Below are 21,029 nucleotides of genomic sequence, written 5' to 3'. Positions count from 1 at the left end.
ATAATGAGCGGCATGCAGTACACAAACATTGTGTATCGAATGGAACGGGGCGGAATATATTCGGATCACATAACGATAGTTACCAAATGAACAGATCATTACCTTTTAACTTGAAAATAGCTTCCATGAAATAATAGTCACCATATATGATCGATGAATGTTTATCATCATTATGATAGGCGGACGAACCATTGATCAACAGGCAATCGCAATCTGTTGTCCAGTCACAGCGGGACTCATCTAACGTTTTCAAAAGCTTCAACGCAGCGTTAATATAAATATCCTTTTCGAGCTCACCGACGACTTTAGCGATTTCGATGAGTCCACATGCCGCAATAGCCGCTGCGGTGGAGTCTTCGTAGGCGGGTTCTTTCGGTTGTCTGAAATCGATTGGAATGACGCCATTGTCCGGAATATTCGCCATAAAATAATGCGCGACGCGTTTGGCCGCATGCAAATATTGTTCTTTCTCTGTATGAATATAACTCATCACGAAGCCGTACATAGCCCACGTTTGTCCTCGAGTCCAGGAGGAGCCTTCTTCGTAGCCCTGACCGCCGTAAGTTTTGACCACGCCGCCATTAAAGGGATCAAACTCTACGATATGATGAACAGAGCCGTCCGGCCTGATAAAAGTCTCAAGAGCGGTGTCCGCATGCTTCATAGCGATTTGTTTGAAGCGTGGATCGCCGGTTTCTTCTGTCGCAAAGTACAAGAGAGGGAGATTTATCATACAATCCACGATCGCCCAGCCCCTCGTTTTCGATCCCTCATCATCGTTCCATGCGCGAATAAACCCGCCGGCCAAATTAAAGCGCCCGGCAAGCAAGTTGCTCGCGTGCATCGCTCTCTTGCGGGATTCCGGATTTCCGGTTACTTTATAGTTCGCAACGCTTGTAGGGAGCCACATAAATCCGACATCGTGATGAAGACCGTAATATTGACGGAAACATTCATCCAACTCATTTTCTGAGAAATTGGCAATCTCCTTATACTTTTCATTGCCTGTTTCGTGATACATGAGCCACATCATACCGCCCCAGAACCCGTTCGTCCACCAGTTAATACCATCGGTGACCACGCCTCGCGGATTATCGACGATTCGGTTGTCATGCGTACCGTTAATTGTAGTGTATGGAATTTTATTTTTCGATTTTTCGCTGACCCAGTCCATCTTCTTCGTGAGTTTGCTTATTACATTGTCTAACCAAATTTGATCCGGTGCTTGTAATGTTGTCATTGTTACACTCCTGTCATCATTCATAAATTTGCGAAGGTTGTCTCAGCCTTATAGTTTATAAAAAAAAAGAATATCTATCGATGAATGTTGAATATGCGTCTTCTGGCAATTTCAACAAATCGCCAGTGGATTGCATATGTTCATTTAAATGTTCAAGCAGTGAAATGATTAAATCTTGGTGATCGTCTTCGAACGCGATATTGACAAGCTCCTTAGGGTCGACAGCTGTGTCATACAGCTCAAGGAATAGCTCGTCTTTGAAAATGTCCACGATCAGCTTATGGTTTCCTTCGATGACGCAGCGTTGGAAGTTGCCTCTCGCGCCGTTGCCGTCAAACTGAATGAAGAGACGTTCACGGTCCATCTGCTCGCCCCGCACGAGCGGCATTAACGAAGATCCCGCAACACTCTCGGGAACCGGAATATTTAAATAATCGCATAACGTAGGTACGATATCGATTGCGCTGACTAGAGCATCTGTTTCACCAGCCGCACTTTGGGAAGCGCTCGGAAATTTGAAGAACAAAGGTGTTTTCACTGATTCCTCGTACATGCACATTTTTTGCCATAGGCAGTGGGAACCGAGCATTTCTCCATGGTCACTCGTGAAGATCAGAACCGTATCGTCATAGATGCCCTGTGCTTTCAATTCCTCAATAATTCGGCCTACGCAGTCATCCAGCAGCTTGACAAGCCCAGCATATACCGCCCATATCCGGTGCCACTCTTCTCTAGAGTAGCGGGCGCCGATCGCGCCAGTCAGGTTGTACAGCTGTAGAGGAGACTGGTTCTTCGACCATCTTCCCACATTCTCAGGAAGCTTTATTTCTGCCTGAGAATACATCGAATACCATGGCTCCGGGATTTCCAGCGGAGGATGGGGGGCCAGAAACATGGCGCTTAAAAATAGCGGTTTATTCTGATCCCGCTGCTGCAGGGCATGAAGCGTATCATTCAGAATGAATCCATCAAAGAAAGCGTCAAATCCTTCTTCATAACAACCGGTCGTAGGAATGGAGTACGCTTTGGCGCGGGTTGTGGTTCCGCCTGCCATCTCCGGAACAATACCTTGAAAAGAAGCTCCCCCAGGTTTGCGTTTTCCTTGCTCTTTGAGCTGCTGCTCATACCTTCCTTCGAGCGGTAACCAATGGGTAAGCGAGTGTTCGGAAAGGTCGAATCGTTCTTCGGTCAAAAGATGCTGCTTCCCCGTATGCCAGCCATCCCAATCTGTTTCTAGCAATTGATATAGATTCGGGATGTTGTTTTTTACATAACCGTGAGCTGCATCCTGTTTCTCCCACGGATTGATGAGACATCCGGTCTGATTCGGATACCGACCGGTAAAAAAAGATCCGCGGGCGGGAACGCATAACGGAGAGGCGCAATAAGCTTTGTTGAATCGGAAGCTTTCTTGCGACAGGTTGTATATATTAGGTGCGTATTCGGGAGATATCATGTCGGCACGCAATTGATCGGCCATAATCACCACCACATGCGGTTTCGTTTGAGTGTTTAGCACTCGAATCAACTCCTAAAAAGATAAAGTATGACCGCTCGATAATCAGGAGGATGCAGCTATATAAATATAGTTGTCGCGAACGGTAAATTCAGTCATGTTTTCCCCGTTCAATCGTATAATTGCTGCTGCCTGAGCATAGATCGCAATAGCTGAAGCTGCGTAAATATCGTCGGCAATCACGAGATTGGAGCCGGTGATTTCAATGGTAGACTCATTCCACTCTATGGAAATATCATTTATGGTCAGGCTGGAGGAGATTAACTTTAGCGAGCGGTGTACTAGTGTTTGGCCGGACTTAATCATAGCCAATCGGATATCGTCATTGCTTCTTGTCTCGACATAAGCCATTTTTCCGTCAAAAGCAAATGTATCGAATTGGCGTAACTGCTGCGGTTCCTCTTCATGCGATAAATAGTAATATCCCGTGTAACTTTCTTCGCCAATATTATCAATTTTTAGCGCACTGGCAGTTGTAGTTGGTACTGCAGGTGCGAGATCAAGCCGATGGACTTCAATGTTGCATATTTCCCCGCCTGCGGCCGGATAAAGGACGGTGTCGTACGTAATATCGCCTTGCACATTTTCCTTCGTATAGGCCGCATACTTGGCGTTTGACACGGTATAGAACGCACGGGAGTAGTATCCATCTTTCAATTTCGCTTCTGTCAATTGTTCCGGATCGGCAGGGATGACATGAATATCTCCTAGATGATCATGAAAGGCCGTTCGCACCTGTCTAGTGATTGGATCGAGCACTGGACTCGCGGTAGGCAGGAAGTGCCAATTTTGCCGATACTGATGTTTGCCTTCCGGCGCGCATATATAGTCCGAAACGATTGTAAAGGCTGATTTTAAGAAAAGGACGTCACGATAAAAGGTAAAACCAGGCACATTATAGATAACGCCTTCTAAAAAACTGAATTTCTCATTATCAACCCAGTGCCTAAACTCACCTTCAGTTAAGTTCTGCGATTGCTGGTTGATTTCAACCGTGTTATGCGCCTCGGTAGAATAGCGCAGCCAATTGGAGATAGGCTCATCACTATAAGAATAGGTGCCGGGATCGACGAGCAGCTGCCTGCCATTCGCATAATAGATAATACTGTTGTCATCGGAATGTCTGTGTGAATACTGTTGCTTTACATTGATAAACAAATAGCGAGCATCATCGGTCCAGCCGCTGCGCATTGTAGCGGATTTGCTAACAGGATAAATCGATGAGGTATGTGTTGGGGGAGTGCCTTTCTCTCCTGCCGTACCTACATAAAGCAATATATCGTCTTGATAAAGCTCGCCCAGTTTTTTAATTGCAATTCTGCCATCAAGGCTGCTGCCATCCCCGAAGAGAGGAAGAAACCCGTTCGGAAAAGTCAGATCGGCGATATAATAGCCCATCTTTCTCAGGGAGGTGTCGAAGGTCTCGCTAAAGCTCTGCCGGTTCATTCGGCCTAACTCTTTAATGGACATACATGCCTCTGCCGCGCCAATCGAATAGCTGGAGCTAGACTCGGAATAGGAACCATCACTAAAGTTTAATGAAGTAATTAAGAGGTCTAGGCGTTGATTTACTAAATCAATCCAGTTATCTGAATCTGTAAACTCAGGGAAATAAACGGCAATGCTATAAAAGCCATTTGTTTCATAGAGGCCATGATTATTGCGAGGATCAAAGCCAGCTACCGTCGATAACGCCGCCGCTTTTTTCCAAAGTGCTTTGATTATCATCGTGTGATCGTCGGCATTCATAGATGAGCTGTTTTTGAGAATGTGATAGGCTTTGACCCAATTTGCCGCCCGCATCGAAGCTTGAAAGCATTTCGGGAATGTGGCTGATCCCATGCTGATCGCGCCCGGTGTTACGTATTGCTCTGAAACTCGAATGAAGTCGATCATATAAGCGATATATTTGGTCGCATAAGCTTCGTTATTCGATGCGGCATATTCGGCAATCAGCGGATTAAGCCAAGTAAAGTTCGTAATCTGCATCGGATATTGATTATCGGATATCGTTGCCGGCGGTCCGATCCAATCCGTACCTTCGGGCAGCCCCTGCCATGAGAAGGTCTTGCCGTTGTGATTACAATAAGTAATGGTGTTTTCATCCCAGGCATTATCACCAGTATGGAAAATCATGACGCCCACGGGTTCCTCGGCATGAGTGTAACCGGATAACCGGAGAGTTGCCGATATAACGGCGCCGTTAATCTGAGATAAATCGAATTTCAGATATGCTTTACGTGTATGTTCATCATAAGGAGAGCCTGATTCCAACACTACCAATAGCGGTTCATGGCTATGATTGGCGTCATCATTTCCCTGAATGTACGTATCCATGCTCGGAACGAGCTGAACGGATTTCGTCCCGAGCTGATCCGTATATTTAATACTTAGTAATGGCTGGCACTGTTCAAGCGGCAAAGGGGAGGAGTCATAATCGCTGCTGTAAATGTAAGCAGGCTCAGTCCCTTTATGACGCCCCATGAGCATTAAGCTAATAACTTTGTCAGAGCTTACCGCTGCCTTGACATTGGCGAGCAGATCCAATGAAAAGGCAGACGGTGTTTTTGAGACATTAAAGGTATCCAAATAGGTTTCTTTTAGTACAGGAATGATCTGATCTGCAAGTAGAGGCGCTAGTTTCTCGTTTGCCGCGTCCTGATCATAAGGCTGAGCGATTCTCGTGATCCGCTGTTTAAAATAGTGAAGCAGCGCGATTTGAGAGTTCTCGTAATCCCCTAACTTGGCAAAGTGTTCAATGGGGCTCAATTCAGGGAAATCGGCATATCGTAATTTTCCCTTAATAGACCACCCACCGGCTGCCTCGTCCCAGACACCAAAGAAATCAGCATGACTTATAGGCATTCTCATCATTTCCTTTGCTATTATTCTTTTATTGCGCCTACCAATACACCTTTAGCAAAATATTTTTGTAGAAACGGGTATACGAGCAAAATAGGTACTGTAGCGATAATAATAGTTGCGTATTTAATGCTTTCGCCAATGGAAAAATTATCATCGGATCCGCCGGCAGAGTTAGTCATTGAATCAACACTATTTTGAATTAGTATTTCTCGCAATATAAGCTGAAGAGGATACAACTCTCGGTCGCGTAAGTAAATCATCGCTGAGAACCAGGAGTTCCAGTGGGCTACGCCATAATACAAAATCATGACCGCAATAACCGGCATGCTAAGGGGCAGTACGATTCTAAACAAGATCGTAAATTCCCCTGCACCATCGATTCTGCCTGATTCGATCAAGCTATCGGGAACGGCTGCAAACGATGTACGCATCACGATCAGATTCCATGTAGAGATAGCGGTCGGCAGTATAAGCGCCCACAAAGAGTTACCTAAATTCAGTGTATTGTACACGAGCAAATAAACAGGAATCATGCCTCCGGAGAAAAACATCGTAAATACGATTCCCATTGTTAGCGGACGGACAAGCATAAGTCCTTTGCGTGACAGACCGTAAGCGCCAAGCGCCGTAATAAACAAGTTGAGCAGGGTACCGCCGACTACGATAATTAATGTGTTTCCGTATCCTGATAAAATATTTGGGTTCGAAAATACCATTTTGTAAGCTTCGAACTGTAAACCGATTGGCTGGAACAATAAACCAGTGTGACTGACAAGTAAATCAGAATCACTAAGTGAAGCAAAAATAACGTAAACAAAAGGGTATGCTGCAATGATAATGAGTAAGCACATGAAGATGACGTTAAACATATCGAACAGCAAGGAGCCTAATGACTTTTTATGCACGAAGATTCCTCCCGCCTAATTTTCTGTAAACTACCATAAGCTTGTCTCATTTAGCTTGCGGCTAATATAATTAGCACTAATGAGCAGGGTAAAGTTGATGACGGATTGGAATAAGCCGACCGCAGTCGTAAAGCTATACTCGAAGCTGCCTCCTAAACCTCTGCGATAGACGAATGAGTTTATAACATCTGCTGTTTCATATGTGTTCGGATTATAGAGCAAAATGACTTTTTCAAAGCCGACATCCATCATATGACCGATCTGTAAAATAAATAAGATGACGATAACCGGCATGATTCCTGGTAATGTAATATTCCATAGTTTTCTTAATCTGCCCGCGCCATCGACCGTAGCCGCTTCGTATTGTTCGGGGTTGATACCGGACAACGCTGCAAGATAAATGATGGATCCCCAGCCTATTTGTTGCCATATGCCGGAGGCAACAAAGATGGTACGGAAATTTTCAGAATGTGCCAGCAGCGCGGTTCGTTCACCGCCAAACCAAACGATGATATCCGTAATAAATCCCTCGCGCGATAAAAATTGCGTAATCATACCGCCAACAACGACTAGAGAAATAAAGTGAGGCATATAAGAAATCGTTTGAACGAGCTGCTTGAACCATTTTTTTGAAATTTCGTTGAGCAACAGCGCAAGCAGGATAGGCGCCGGGAAACCAAATAGCAATTGATAAACACTGATGAGGACCGTATTGCGAATAACGCGCCAGAAATAGAAGCCTTCAAAAAAATCTTTGAAATGTTGAAAGCCTACCCATGGACTATTCCAAATTCCTAAGGCAATGTCGAATTTTTTGAAAGCGATAATAGCTCCATACATCGGCATGTAGTGAAATAGCACATAGTATGCAATGACGGGAATTAACATTATATAAACAGCTTTATTACGGATAAGATCTCTAATTAGTTTGTGGCAGAAGTTCAGAGAAGGGGGGCCTTCTGTTTGTTGAACCTCTGCCGCAGTTGTCTGGTTGGATGTTAACTGCGGCATGTTGGTCACCTCTCTCGCTGTTATCTCTTAATGAAGCGATCTACGGCAGCTTGCTGCAATTGGATTGCTTCTTCAATTTTCATTTTTTTCAATTGAGCAACATATTTATCGAAGTTGTCGAGAGATTCTTCGCCTAGAATAAATCGGATATACATTTCATCAGCGAACGTACTTACTTCAGACATATACTTTGCTAATTGCTCGGACTCTTCTGGTGTGGCGCTGACTAGCGGCATTTTTACACCTATAGCATTATTCTCGTATTTGCCCCAAAGTTTAATGGACTCTTTTTGCTGCGGAAGCTCATAATATTGCTCCAGGTAACGATCATCGTTAACAAAGCCCGGTGAAGGATAGCTGGATCTTAAATATTTCGACATCGCTTGAGAGATAGAAAGTTTATCCGGATTTTTCATAATTAAGTCCGTATATTTCGGATAGCCGTTTTCCATGTTATAAGTTAAGCCTTCAACACCAAAGTTTTTCAGCAAATTGCCTTCTTCGGAAAAGTAATAGTCCAGCCATTTGATAGCGCCTACCGGATCTGAGTTCGCTGTAGTGATTGCTACGCTTCCCGCTGTGCGATAACGGTCAGCCACAAAAACTAATTTTGGCTCATCACCTTTTTTAAGTACCGGATATTGTGCAGCGGCTATATCATATTTCGGGTCTTTTTCCTCATTGGCCTTCATATAAACGCCGATACTGCTGCCCGCATAACCATAAACGGCACCGGATTTACCAGAGGCCATCTTCGCATCAAGTGTCTTTTTGTCATTGGCGCCAATATCTGGATCAAGCAATCCTTCCTTGTACCAATCGTGCATTAAGCTCAAATAGTCCTTGAAAGCGGGCTCCATCGGACCATATTTCACTTTTCCGTCTTCTAGGAAGAAATCCCGATTAACACCAAAGGCTCCAGAAATAATGTCATATTCTTTGACGTTGAGCAGCATCGTGAAAGGAGCGGTTGCTCCTTTTTTCTCTTTAAAGGCACGCAGCATGGTCGTCCATTCTTCGATTGTTTCGGGAGCTTGCAGTCCAAGATCGTTAAGCCAATCTTTGCGAACAAGCGGGCCGCTGAACGTGTTGACAGTTCCTGTACCGATGGACGGCACTACGTAAAGCACGCCGCTATCCGTTTTCACTTGTTTGGCGATATCAGGATTCTCATCTAAATACTTCTTAATATTAGGAGCATGTTCGTCGATTAAATCATTAAGTTTAATAATGACGTTATCTTTGATAGCTTTCTCCGGACCGCCAGGATACTCAATCCATCCGTATTCCACCATATCCGGAAGATCCCGTGAGGCGATAAGTAAGTTGAATTGCTCGCCCTCGCTGCCTACCGGCGGGTGTGTGAAATTAATTTTTATTCCAGTCTTTTTTTCTAATGCTTTGTAAAATTCCACTTCGCCAAGCTGAGTAACGACAGCTGAAGCATTCCTATCCAGTTTCGACCAGTAGGTGAAGCTGGTCTTTGTAGTTGCGCTTCCATTTGTGCTCGCACCTTCATTAGTAGTAGGTGCTGGAGCTTCCTTAGAGCAGCCGGCGATGAGGCTTCCTACTAAGACGAGCGAGAGAATTGCGCGACCTGCTTTGCTTGCTGCGGTTGATACTTTTTTCTGTTTACCTGTTAGCATTACGATGTTGTCCTCCCATTTGTTTGTGGATGTTTTGTGAAGGCGATTACATTTCTAAGCATATAAAGCTTGCAGATATTGCGAAATCCTCAATATAATATAGCTATCATCCAAACGCGACTTTGATCATAATCCGAATCCGATATCGATATCCCATTTGCTACTTTATCGCTTAGCAGATTGACAATGACGTAAATTCGCCCCTAAATTAGAGATATTTCGAATCTAGCAGGGGGTATTAAATGATGAATATTGTTACTTTATATTCCGAGCCCATATCAACGAAAGTGTTATTAGCTAATTTGCGATCTCGATTAGAGGGGATGGCGGTCAAAGGTGATTACATTTCTCAAAACATGCCCGAGCTTGTAGAAGAAACGATAAAGAATGCAGAGGCAGCTTATAACGGAATGTTAACGCTCCCAGGTACAGGCGGTTTACGCGAGTACATAGGAAATCCGCCATGCTGGTTGGAACGCAGATATAACGATAATGAATTTTTATGGCAGATAAATAGGATGACGCATTGGCAAGATTTGCTTGAAGCGTATTCTATAACGAAGGATGAAAAGTACGGACGCAAAGTAATAAGCGAAATTGCGAATCTAGCGATTTATACGTATCCACAGGAAGAAGTAACGCTTCTGCCAGGGAGGTTGTCCGATGTCAATGATATCGCAAGAGCTTCCACGAGAGTTCGATTCCAAGGCACGAAGAGCGGTACTGCGGCATATTTGACGGTGCTCGTGCCTTATAAGGGGAAGCAAAAGGCGTTCGCAGATATTCGCTTAACTGGAGATAATTACTATCAATTCAAATGTGGCGACAGCTACACAGTAGTGATTAATGAGAAGGATGTGAAGATCAGTAAAACATCTAAGGGGGAGCGAGGAAGGAGTTAGGATGCAAAAACGGAATACATTAACTTCAAAAAGAATTATGGGATGTCTGCTCCTTATGTTTATGTTGGCTGGAGTGTTGGCTGCCGGTTGCTCCCAGCATAATTCGCTCAAAGAAACTGTCCCTTCCGTTAATAATAGCTCGGAGGGGATCAGCTATAAGTACTGGTCGCCGCTTAATCCGAATGCTGCAACCGTTGTCCGAGATTTGGACGAGGTGGGAATATATCAGCAGATGGAGAAGAATACGGGTATTCATGTCGAGTTTACCCACCCGCCGCAGGGGAATGAGAAAGAACAGTTCCACCTACTGATCGCGTCAAGAGACTTGCCCGACCTGATCGAGTATGACTGGTTATCGTATCCGGGGGGGCCAGAGAAGGCCATCAATGACGGTGTCATCATCAGATTAAATGAACTTATCGACCTTTATGCACCGAATCTAAAAAAATATTTGAACGACAATCCGGAGCTGGCCAAGCTAGTGAAGACGGATAACGGAACGCAGTATGTCATTCCTGCTCTATCAATTGGGAGAGTAAGTACGTTTAGCGGTCCCCTTATTCGCAAAGATTGGCTTGATGATCTAGGGCTGGAGGTTCCTGAAACGCTTGAGGAATGGACGAATGTACTGCGGGAATTCAAGGAGAAGAAGGGAGTCGGGGCGCCTTACACGACTTATATTGATATATTGGATCCCTATAAGCTCAATGATTTTATCGTAGGCGCTTTCGGCGTAGGAAGGGATTTTTACTTGAACAACGGCCAAGTGAAATATGGTCCAATGGAGCCTGGATTTAAGCAATATTTGAGTTTCTTGCGCGGCTGGTACAAAGAGGGATTGATCGATCTTGATTTTGGCGTCAATGACAAGAAATTGATTGGCGCCAAGATGACTTCGGGCAAATCCGGAGCAGCTTACGGCTATGCTGGCAGCGGTATTGGCGTCTATATGAAGGTCGGCACGGTGAATAACCCTGATTATAACTTAGTTGCTGCACAATATCCGGTCCTTAAGAAAGGGGACGAGCCTCAATTTATCAACAGGATGGACAAGTATCAGACATCCGGTAGCGTAGCAATTACGACGGCGAACAATAATCCGGAAGAGGCCGTGAAATGGCTCGATTACCTGTTCAGTGAAGAGGGGCATCTGCTGAAAAACTTCGGCATTGAAGGGGTGAGCTATGAGCTAAATAACGGCTATCCGGAATATACCGATTTGATCATAAACAATCCAGATAAGCTGGCTATCTCCATAGCCTTGACTAAGTATACGCGTGCCAACTACCCATCTCCCGGCTTCGTGAACGATGACCGTTATCTCGAACAATTCTATGAGCTTAAGCAGCAAAAGGATGCCATCCGAATATGGGGAAAATTCGAGAAAAACGCGGAAAATGTAAAGATGCCTCTCGTTAGCGCTACACAGGGAGAATCTGAACAGCTAGCCAAGATCATGGAGGAAGTCAGAACGTTCAGCGATAAAATGTATACGAGATTTATTTTGGGTGAAGAGCCGATGGAGAACTTTGACCTCTTCGTTAGTCAGTTGAAGAAGATGAATATCGAGAAAGCGATCCAGCTGCAGCAAGCTGCGTTGGAGAGATTCAACAAGAGAAGCTGAGAGAAGGAGCGGCGGTGATCGCATTGAAAAGAATATTTAATTTACAACGTTGGAGCATTTTGTGGTCATGGTTTCTCTCCTATTCCCTCATTCTGCTTATTCCAATTATGATAGGGTTATTTGTGTACTTGCAAGTTCGCGATCTAGTAGGGACGGAGATCAACCGCGCTAATGCTGCTCTTCTCCAGCAGGTCAAAGAGGTATTGGACGGGCAAATCGATAGCGTCAACCGAATGAGCGTGCAGACTGCTTTTCTTCCCCAAGTGCGGGGTCTTCTTTATGTGAACCAGCCGCTGATCGAGCAGGACCGGTATTCCATCACTCTTGCGCTTAAAGAATTCAAAGGTTTGAAGATGGCGAATGAAATGGTTACCGACTCTTACGTGTATTATAATAGAGGCGATTTTCTCTTGTCGCAGAGTGCTTTCTATGATCCTGATGATTATTTCCAAGCACACCATGAGACGGGCGATATTACGAAACAAGAATGGTATTCGTTGCTTGACCGCAATTATAAGGGAGACTGGATTGTATATCCATATAAGACCAGTACCGGAATAACGAAACAAGCGATTCTTTATATGCGATCTCTTCCGGTCGAAAACCGGGAATCGCCGTTAGCGACGAGCGTCATTGTGCTCGAACTGGAACGGTTCCAAGCACCGATTCAAAAAGTTAATTGGATCAATCAAGGATCCGTCCTTATTTTGAACGAAAGCAATGAAGTTCTAGTATCTACCAAAGATATGAGCCTTCCTGAATCCATTTCGTATGATCGCTTATCCGGAGATAGCGGTATCGTGTATGAAACTTGGGATGGAAAAAAGATGGCAGTATCTTATATATCCTCGGAAAGCGCTAATTTGAAATATATATCGGTACTTCCTGTAAAAGTGTTTATGGAAAAATCGTCCTATATTCGCAATTTGATGATCGCCGCGTTGTTAATTGCATTATTATTAGGCGCCGCTGTCGCATATTTGCTTGCCAGACGCAGTTATCACCCGGTTCATAATTTGGTGCGATCGTTGTCAAGCCAAGCTCAGTTTTCGCTCGCTGAAATCAAGAACGAATATTCTCTTATCTTTCATGCACTTGATCAGCAAAATAAAGTGCTGCGCAACTATTTGTTTGAACGGCTAATGAAGGGAAGGCTGGAGGCGAATTTTCCTCTGAGCGAAGCCTTGAATACACACGGCATCACGTTTGTTGGTGAACGTTATGTTGTGATTCTGCTATATATTGAGGAATATGCGGAACTGTTCAAGCAACAGAATGAGGATGTAGAGCGTCAGCGAAAGTTTGCACAAATGATCGTAGGCAATATCGTAGAAGAGATGTGCAAGCAGCATCACCTCGCCTATATTGGGGAGTTGGACGATATGCTGGCGTGCTTGGTCAATGTGCAAACCGAGTCTGATGAAGAGGTGCAGGGGGAGCTGTTTCGATTAATTGGAGAAGCAAGACAATTAATTCAAAGCAAGTTCAACATCCATTTTACGACATCGATTAGCCGTGTTCATACATCAATCGGCGGTATTCCGTCCGCTTATCAAGAAGCTTTGAAAGCGATGGAGTATAAGATGCTGCTAGGCAGTACTGAGATTATTCAGTATGAGCAGTTGCAAAGCAATGAATCCGAATATTGGTTCACATGGGAGAAAGAACAACGCTTAATCACGGCAATCAAAGCGGGCGAGACAGATCTGGCTCTTGCCATTTTCGAAGAGGTATTCGAAGCGATGCGATCTCAGGATCGACTGCCGATCGAGATGGTTAGATGTTTTCTCTTCGATATGGCTGGAACGGTCATGAAGGCTCTATATGAGGCGGATTATAGCCGCGCTTCCATGACGGTGCATCAGAAAACGCTGTGGAGGTTGCTGGAAAGCGAGAACGTAAACGATATCCGACAAGGGCTGTCCGGCATAGTCAAAGAAATCACTAGCGAGCTTGCACAAAAGAAAAGCCGTCCTTCCGGCTTGGCTGACGATTTGGCGATGTACATTGAGGCTCATTACCTTGATGCTAATTTGGGCGTTGCCGCAATCGCAGAACATTTCGGAATGAATCCAGTCTACTTGAGCCGAGTGTACAAAGAGCATGCCGGAGTCACCTTGCTCGATGCGATCAACATGGCAAGACTGGAGGCAGCGAGAAAGCTGCTCTCCCAAAATGAGCTCACGATCAAGGATATCGCTGAACAAGTCGGTTTCTACAGCAGCAATACGTTTATTCGGACGTTCAAAAAAATAGAAGGCATCACGCCCGGCATGTATCGGGATATGCTAAAAGGAATTGCAAAGACGGAACATTGAAAGACTTAGTAGTAAAACGGAAAAAAGCTGGTTATGGAACCCTTTGCCTCGATCCTCTTAGGTTCCCCCAAATACAAAAACACGCCATTTGTTGGCGTGTTTTTAGATTGTAGAGAAACCCGACGTTTCGGACTTAATAAGCATAGTTCAACCCCCAATTTCTTCAGAGATATTAATTGTCCAATCAGATCTAATAATCTATGAATATTCTAGATTATCTTTAAATGAGGAGATGATTTGTATGGGGAACTGCAACTGTAATAAAAAAGAGAAAGAAAAGGATGTTAAAGTTATTTTTGTTAAACCTGGTCAAAAAGTTCTTATTATCGGCAAAAAGCACAAAAAGCACAATAAACACAATAAACATCATCGCACATGTAAACATTTTTGGTAATAAGTTTTGGGGTGCTTGATCAATCAAGCGCTCTTACATACTATGTCCTTTCCAAAGCGCAAAACTGACTTCGGAAATTACTAATTTGGTTTTCGGTTACTTTAAGTATAAAGAATGATAGAATCATAACATGCCGGATAATCCAAGTTATGATAAATGAAGAATTAATTTCAAAAAATGAAAAAGATAACATTGTTCTTCTCGTAATGGAAATATTCAGTTCACTATCTTTATTTTTAGATTCTGCTGAAAGTAATGTAGATTTAAGTAATGCAGACAATAAGGATGGGATTATATTATGAGCAGACCCGTATTATTTCTTGTCTTATTAGGTATATCTGCATTAATATTTTTCGCATTAGCATCATTGTTCAAAACAGATGAACCTGTAACAGACATGCTTCTATCAATGATAGTTGTAACTCTCTTTTATAAAGTCTTTTTTAAAGATAACTAAGAGAACAAGCAATCAATGTTAAATTACGTTAACGGGTACGAAAGTTAAATTAGAGCCGCCTATGACTAGGCGGTTTTTAGTTGGTTGAAACGATAACATACTTTACAAAATGATCAATAGGTAAGTTCATTAAATGATTATGAGGTGATTAAACGTGCAAGATGATCCGCAAAAGCGAGAAATAGTAAATAGGCGTCATTTTTCATTTCGATTGAACTTATTTTTCTTTGTTACATTCACTTTGTTTAGTGTATTGATCGTTCGGCTAGCTATTTTACAGTTCGTGGAGGGACCGACACTTAGCGCTGAGGGCATCGAAAAAGCAACACGCAGCGTAAAGATTCCGCCGATAAGGGGCAATATTTACGATTCTACAGGCTATCCGATCGCGAGTTCCACATCCACCCAATCGTTATATTTCAGCATACAGCCGGAGCTTAAGCTGGAGGATGCGAAAGAGAATGCGAAGGAAATGGCGAGAAAATTGTATGAAGTATTCATGGAGCACGGAGATCCGGCGAAAGCGATGACCGTAGATGATATTATCCGCCAGATGGATCTTGAGTTCAGCCGGAATAATATATCGACACCAAGGCGCATCAAATCAGGCTTGACCAATAAAGAAATCGCTTATTTCATGGAAAACCGCACGGCTTTCAAAGGCGTCGACATCATGGAGGAAAGCGTACGGAACTACGACACCAATTCCATTTCCGTTCAACTGGTGGGCTATTTGAAAAAGTATAAGGGAGTTAGAGAAACCGTAGATTTTTATAAGGAAAAAAGTATTGAAGATGAGCCGACCCTTCAGTATTTGGAAGAAGAGGACGTCGGTATGGATGGCCTGGAGTATATGTATCAGGACATTCTACGGGGAACAAACGGCCTGAAGACGTATCCTGTTAACAACGCGGAGCGAATTATCGGACCGATGCAAATTACGAATCCCGATAAGGGCTCGGACATATATCTGACCATTAATAAAAACGTGCAGTTGAAAACAGAAGAAGCCATTATGAATCACTTGAAAAAAATAACAACTTCATCCAATCGATACGAGCGGGCGGAATATGCGAGAACCGGCTTTGCCGTTGCAATGGAGGTCGATACCGGTAAAATAGTGGCAATGGCAAGCATGCCTGATTACGATCCGAACATTTGGGCAGGCGGCCGCATTAGCGCAATTGACTATGAGAACTTCTCCAATGTATTGGAGAACGGAACGATTCGCAGCGTTTACGGTAAATATGAGACGGAGGAGGAAAGGAAAAAACATCCATCGTCCATTGTGCCGCCGGGATCAACGTTGAAGCCATTGTCCGTTCTAATCGGATTGAATGAGAAATTGTTTTACACGACGGATTACTACAAGGATACCGGCAGATTCAGTTACGGTAAAAAAGGTTACGAGACTTATGTTACAAATTCCCAGGGGCATGTGTATGGGAGCATAGACGGAGCGAGAGCTATTCAGAATTCATCGAACCCATTCATGGCCGCTATGGTCGGCAACAAGCTTAATAGGAGAGGCGAGCAGAACGGCAAGAGTAGTGTAGAGATTTGGGATGAATATATGAAGCAATTTGGACTTGGCGTGCTAACCGAAAGCGGTTTGTACGGAGAATCGAAAGGTATTATCGATTACTTTGACTCCGCAAAGAGATTTAGTTCGCAATCTGCACTTATTATGGCTTCCTATGGTCAGCAAGGACGTTATACGACATTGCAGCTTGCGCAATATACAGCAATGCTGGCTAATCACGGCAAACGCATGAAGCCCCAATTCGTGAATGAAATTAAAGATTCAGACGGGAAAATTATTCAGGGCTATACGCCTAAGATTTTGAACACCGTTGATTTTCCAATTGAATATTGGGAAGAGATTGAGACGGGCATGTCCTTGGTAAAATCGGAAGGCTTTGAAGGTGTTGATTATACCTACAGACGGAAGACGGGTACATCGGAGCAAGACGTGGCGAAGCGTACAGCGGAAAATGCCGTCTTCATTGCTTATGCGCCTGCAGAGAATCCCAAGCTCGCAGTAGCGGTCATTGTACCAGATGGCGGTTTTGGGGGTTATGGTGCATCACCTATCGCTAGGCAAATTTTTGATGCATACAATGAGGAAGTAGGTTTGACAGGTGTGCCTAAGAAGAAGCTGGCCGCGACGATGGATGCTGCTGACGCTGTGAAAGGTACGAATGAATAAGTTCGATTAATAACAAAAGGCAGGTTCGGTAGAACGGCGCTTGCGCTGCATGTGAAATATATACGTATTCATATTATTGTCATACAAGAAAAATATCATTGTATGGTAAAATTAGATTGAACATTACATTTAAGGGAGTGGTTTTTTGGCACTGGAGGCTAGATGTATGTCATGTGCAAAAAAGTTTGTGTTGGAACCGAGTAACCCACAATATGCAAAAATTAAAGAAGGCAAAACCAAATTTTATATTTGCAATAAATGTAATAATACATTTAAAGAAGAAGCAATAAAATCAACTGGAATTAACCCTGACCTGTTAGACCCCGATGGATATGATAAGCTTGTGCCTTAAATAGTATATAAATATATTTGATAGAGTTCTTCAACGATCCAGGAAGCAGACTGCTGCGGCAGCTGCTTCGTTATGAATGTGTAAAATAGGGGAGGGAGGAGTATATATGCATTTCTCCAAAAAATCAGTAACCGTCTATCTTATTTCTGGTCCACTTGGTGTAGGCAAATCAACCGTTTCCAAGACTCTGGCTAGTGCGATGAGCCAAAGTGTCTTGATTGAAGGTGATCTCCTTCTCCATGTCTACCGAGGTGAGTCCGAACCGGCTTGGGAGGAACGACTCCGATTGGCATGGCTTAATATCGCTGCGGTGACACGGAATTTTCTCATGAACGGGCTAAACGTGGTTATCGATTTCGTTGTCGAAGAAGAACTTCAATGGTTCATTGACGAACTATCGGATCTCGAGGCGAGGCTCCACTATGTTGTGCTGCACGCGGAACCGGACACCCTTGCCGCTCGACTCCATCAGCGAGGAGATGCGAAATATATCCACCGCTCGCTTTTCCTTCGGAACAAGTTGATGGCGTCACCGACTAATGAGCCATTCCTACTGGACACCGACAGTAAGAAGCCAGATGAACTTGCTGAAGAAATCATAAAAAATTCTAGGTTTCGGATACAAGGTTAGAATTACTGATACGCTTAATGCACTAGTAAAGGTGGAATCAGGGTTCACTCAATCCGTCAAAGGGTAAAGCGGTTAAACCCCTTAATTGTGGATATTGCGCCTCTTCTTCGATTTAGATTAAAGTGTTTCTTTAAAATGCTCCGATTTGCTCGAAAATGTACATATTGAATCGAGCCGAGCTAGACTTTCACTTGCTTCGGTTGTACAGTCCCATTTTTGACCGCCTCCATATATTCGTACGCAGAGAAGTCATAGATGCTGCCGGTCCTGTGGATCATTTTGGCCTCTTGCTGCAATCTACTCACATAGGAATAATACGTCGATCGCTCTACGTCCACTATCCGAAGAACAAAACAGATTATTCACACTATTTCTATGCAATCTCTATTATATCCGCAAGTGCGGGTTCGTTTTTTTAGTAGTTCTTTGAGAGTATCCCTCTCTAGGGTTTGCTATGCAAAGAGCTTCTTCAGTTTTTCATTTTCTTTTTCCAGCTGTGCATAATCTTCAGCAGTAGGAACAAACTTCGCTTGCTTGACGCTGTTCCCATCAGTTGATCCAGATCGTTACGGTTCAGTTCTCTGGGCCATCTAAGAACCATCTTAGGATCAAGCTTATGCTGACGCGCTACGGCTGTCATGTTGCCAATCTCTTTCCCTTTAGCCGCAACCAATTTCTTGAAATTTTAGTCGTACTGTTTCTTCTTCATCGCTCTTCCCCTCTGATTGATTTTTTTGATCTCTAAGTAAGGGGTGTACTGTCCAAGTTCTTGAAGAAGCATTCGATGTATACGGTATTCCTGGAAAGAAAAAAGTACGGGCAGATTTTGCATCTTGGGACTGGGAAATGAAGCTCAACTAGCTGGTGTAACGCTTAGAGTTGTAATGGTATCTTAGATATAATTAATAGGAGAGATGGAAGTGCAAAACTCACAAATTAGATTTCAGCTGTTTAGTGTTGAAAATTTTCAAGACCAAAAACTGGCGAATGAGTTTATCAGATTAATAATGAAGCATAGTGTATTTGTACCAGAAATATTTGATAAAACTACGCCAGCAAAGGCTTTTAAATTTGAGCCATCAGATCCTTCAACTATAGAAAAAGTATGGCTGAACGAAATAGAAAACGAAGAGTTTGCGCGTTCATCTCAACCTGTTGCCAATGGTCGTTTATTTATGAAAAAGAAGAAGAAAAATGAAGTTGATTTTTCTGTATTTTGGGAAAAAAGCAATAGCAGTATTTTTAACTCTGTTATATTTTCAGTGAATAAAAATATAGTCTTAGATCTAGACACTGTAAAGTTATATTTAGATCTGTGTATTGATTTTATTAGACTATTTAAGCCAGTAAAAGCTAGGATTTATAACTCCGATTAACCAGAATGGATGGATTCAATTAATTATAATGTTATTCATCCCGAATTAAATTGGATAGAATACTTTGGACCGCCATATATTAAACTCTTTACTAAAGAAAAGTTAATGACAACACCTTGTCATAAAACTATAGAGATAGATAACCATGGTGTGTTAATACAGCTCACAGATAATGTTTTATTGTCTATTCCAGATCAAATTAGAGCAGCCATTAGGGAGCACTTGGGTGTTCAATATTTCTGTGAAAAAGGTAAGGATCCTAGTGACTATATTATGAATAATGAAAATTATGGTCCTAAGATTGATTATTCTAAAAGATTTTTTATCCAGAGATTTCATTAGAAAATAAAATTCTAAAAAAAGGTACCAAAAATAATAAATAGATAGGCAGTATTCTGTCTCTCTTCAAAAAAGGTGATTGATGACTAATAAAACAAAGCTAAATAATTTTACATTTTATTTTGAATTACCTGCAAATTTTAACGAGATGAATGAAGAAGACAAGAAAATTAAACACCGCAAGGGGTAAATGTTTTAGACTTCTGACTATATAAGAGAAGCTACAAAATTAAAAATTACTCTTATTGTTAGACCGTAGAATAATAATTAGGAGAGATTAACGTGCAAAATACACAGGTAGTTTTACAGCTTTTTAGTACAGAGGATTTTCAAAATCAGAATCTTGCCGAAGAGTTTTTTAATACGATAATGAGATATGAGCCCTTTTTACCTCAGGTATTGAATAATTTAACTCGAACATTGACAAATAATTTTGACAAAAATGACCCTTCTGTACTTATTGAAATGTGGCTGAATAAAACTGAAAATGAAGATCTTGCACGTTCATCTTTACCTATCACGGCAGGGTACCTTCGACTAGAAAAAAAGAAAAAAAAGGATCTTAGTTACGTTGTTTCTTGGGAAAAGAGAAATCGAAACATTTTTAATATGGTAACACTTTCTGTTAATTCTAAACTTATATTTGAACAAAAAAATGAAAAATTATTTTTAAATTTATTTACCGATTTAATTCAAACATTTAAAGCAGTTAAAGCGAGGGTGTATAATGAAGCATTTCCTGAGTGGCAAGAGCCTCTTAAATTAGACATTATACATCCTGAATTGAATTGGATCGAGTACTTTGGTGAAGAGTATACGAATTTATTTGGTAAGGAAAAATTGTTGACTACTCCATGTTATAAAGTAAAAGAGGTCGAAGATATCGGGGTTTTGATTCAACTCACAGAAAGTTTGTTTACTCCTATTGAAGAAGAAGTAAGAACAGCAGTAAAGAAGCATTTAGGCCATGAATTTTTTGTGGAACTCGGAAAAAATTATAATGACTATGATATGAAAATGGGACCAATTTTTGATTACAGAAAGAAGTTCTTTAATCCAGATGAGCCTCTAGAGAGCGTTGCCAAGATATTAAAACTTACTACGCCACAAATTGTTGATAATAAACTATCATTTGAATTACCTGCAAATTTTAACGAAGGTTAATCGTTTTAGACCCAGACTATATAAGAGAAGCGAATAAATTAAAAATTACTCTTATTGTTAGACAAGTACCGTAGAATAAT

16 protein-coding genes are annotated in these 21,029 nt (G+C 42.4%); 9 read left to right on the top strand and 7 right to left on the bottom strand.

The genetic code is table 11. The features are described from left to right. Positions 1–79: 79 nt before the first annotated feature. The 6 genes from AC0YN6_RS19720 to AC0YN6_RS19695 form a co-directional block, all read right to left on the bottom strand. Complete coding sequence (locus AC0YN6_RS19720) at positions 80–1,240, bottom strand: glycoside hydrolase family 88 protein (RefSeq protein ID WP_475748898.1); 1,161 nt, start codon at positions 1,238–1,240, stop codon at positions 80–82. A gap of 55 nt (positions 1,241–1,295) precedes the next feature. After that, positions 1,296–2,759: a sulfatase family protein gene (locus AC0YN6_RS19715; protein WP_475748897.1), complete on the bottom strand. Its 1,464-nt coding sequence runs from the start codon at positions 2,757–2,759 to the stop codon at positions 1,296–1,298. 42 nt (positions 2,760–2,801) lie between these two features. Further along, entirely contained in the window at positions 2,802–5,621 is a 2,820-nt protein-coding gene (locus tag AC0YN6_RS19710) for a heparinase II/III family protein (protein WP_475748895.1), read from the bottom strand. A gap of 20 nt (positions 5,622–5,641) precedes the next feature. Beyond that, entirely contained in the window at positions 5,642–6,490 is an 849-nt protein-coding gene (locus AC0YN6_RS19705) for a carbohydrate ABC transporter permease (RefSeq protein ID WP_475749025.1), read from the bottom strand. Positions 6,491–6,556: 66 nt separating this feature from the next. Beyond that, positions 6,557–7,414 carry an ABC transporter permease gene (locus AC0YN6_RS19700; protein WP_475749024.1) on the bottom strand — a complete coding sequence of 286 codons (858 nt, stop codon included), beginning with the start codon at positions 7,412–7,414 and terminating at the stop codon, positions 6,557–6,559. Positions 7,415–7,557: 143 nt separating this feature from the next. After that, a complete protein-coding gene (locus AC0YN6_RS19695) occupies positions 7,558–9,183 on the bottom strand; it encodes an extracellular solute-binding protein (protein WP_475748893.1) in 1,626 nt (541 codons plus the stop codon). A gap of 242 nt (positions 9,184–9,425) precedes the next feature. Between AC0YN6_RS19695 and AC0YN6_RS19690 the strand changes: the two genes are divergently transcribed. From AC0YN6_RS19690 to AC0YN6_RS19665, 6 genes are all read left to right on the top strand, one after another. Further along, positions 9,426–10,085, top strand: a complete 660-nt coding sequence (locus AC0YN6_RS19690; RefSeq protein WP_475748892.1) for a heparinase II/III family protein — start codon at positions 9,426–9,428, stop codon at positions 10,083–10,085. Position 10,086: 1 nt separating this feature from the next. Then, positions 10,087–11,709 carry an extracellular solute-binding protein gene (locus tag AC0YN6_RS19685; RefSeq protein WP_475748891.1) on the top strand — a complete coding sequence of 541 codons (1,623 nt, stop codon included), beginning with the start codon at positions 10,087–10,089 and terminating at the stop codon, positions 11,707–11,709. A 14-nt stretch (positions 11,710–11,723) separates the two neighbouring features. Next, positions 11,724–14,027 (top strand): helix-turn-helix domain-containing protein, encoded by a 2,304-nt coding sequence (locus AC0YN6_RS19680; RefSeq protein ID WP_475748890.1) that lies wholly within the window; start codon positions 11,724–11,726, stop codon positions 14,025–14,027. Positions 14,028–15,032: 1,005 nt separating this feature from the next. After that, on the top strand, positions 15,033–17,087 hold the full coding sequence (locus tag AC0YN6_RS19675; RefSeq protein ID WP_475748889.1) for a peptidoglycan D,D-transpeptidase FtsI family protein: 2,055 nt from the start codon (positions 15,033–15,035) through the stop codon (positions 17,085–17,087). A gap of 166 nt (positions 17,088–17,253) precedes the next feature. Further along, positions 17,254–17,439 (top strand): hypothetical protein, encoded by a 186-nt coding sequence (locus tag AC0YN6_RS19670; RefSeq protein WP_475748887.1) that lies wholly within the window; start codon positions 17,254–17,256, stop codon positions 17,437–17,439. Positions 17,440–17,545: 106 nt separating this feature from the next. Further along, complete coding sequence (locus tag AC0YN6_RS19665) at positions 17,546–18,070, top strand: P-loop nucleotide/nucleoside kinase family protein (RefSeq protein ID WP_475748885.1); 525 nt, start codon at positions 17,546–17,548, stop codon at positions 18,068–18,070. 469 nt (positions 18,071–18,539) lie between these two features. On the opposite strand, the gene AC0YN6_RS19660 is transcribed toward AC0YN6_RS19665, so the two are convergent. Then, positions 18,540–18,710, bottom strand: a complete 171-nt coding sequence (locus AC0YN6_RS19660) for a hypothetical protein (protein WP_475748884.1) — start codon at positions 18,708–18,710, stop codon at positions 18,540–18,542. Positions 18,711–18,990: 280 nt separating this feature from the next. On the opposite strand from AC0YN6_RS19660, the gene AC0YN6_RS19655 reads away from it, so the two are divergent. The 3 genes from AC0YN6_RS19655 to AC0YN6_RS19645 all read left to right on the top strand — a co-directional run bounded on the left by AC0YN6_RS19655 (position 18,991) and on the right by AC0YN6_RS19645 (position 20,949). Beyond that, positions 18,991–19,446: a hypothetical protein gene (locus tag AC0YN6_RS19655; protein WP_475748883.1), complete on the top strand. Its 456-nt coding sequence runs from the start codon at positions 18,991–18,993 to the stop codon at positions 19,444–19,446. A gap of 9 nt (positions 19,447–19,455) precedes the next feature. Further along, positions 19,456–19,788: a hypothetical protein gene (locus tag AC0YN6_RS19650; protein ID WP_475748882.1), complete on the top strand. Its 333-nt coding sequence runs from the start codon at positions 19,456–19,458 to the stop codon at positions 19,786–19,788. 279 nt (positions 19,789–20,067) lie between these two features. After that, entirely contained in the window at positions 20,068–20,949 is an 882-nt protein-coding gene (locus AC0YN6_RS19645) for a hypothetical protein (RefSeq protein WP_475748881.1), read from the top strand. The last annotated feature ends 80 nt before the right edge of the window (positions 20,950–21,029 follow it).

It is taken from the genome of Paenibacillus sp. J22P15 (assembly GCF_056269345.1).
This window is presented reverse-complemented; position numbering and strand designations above follow the sequence as displayed.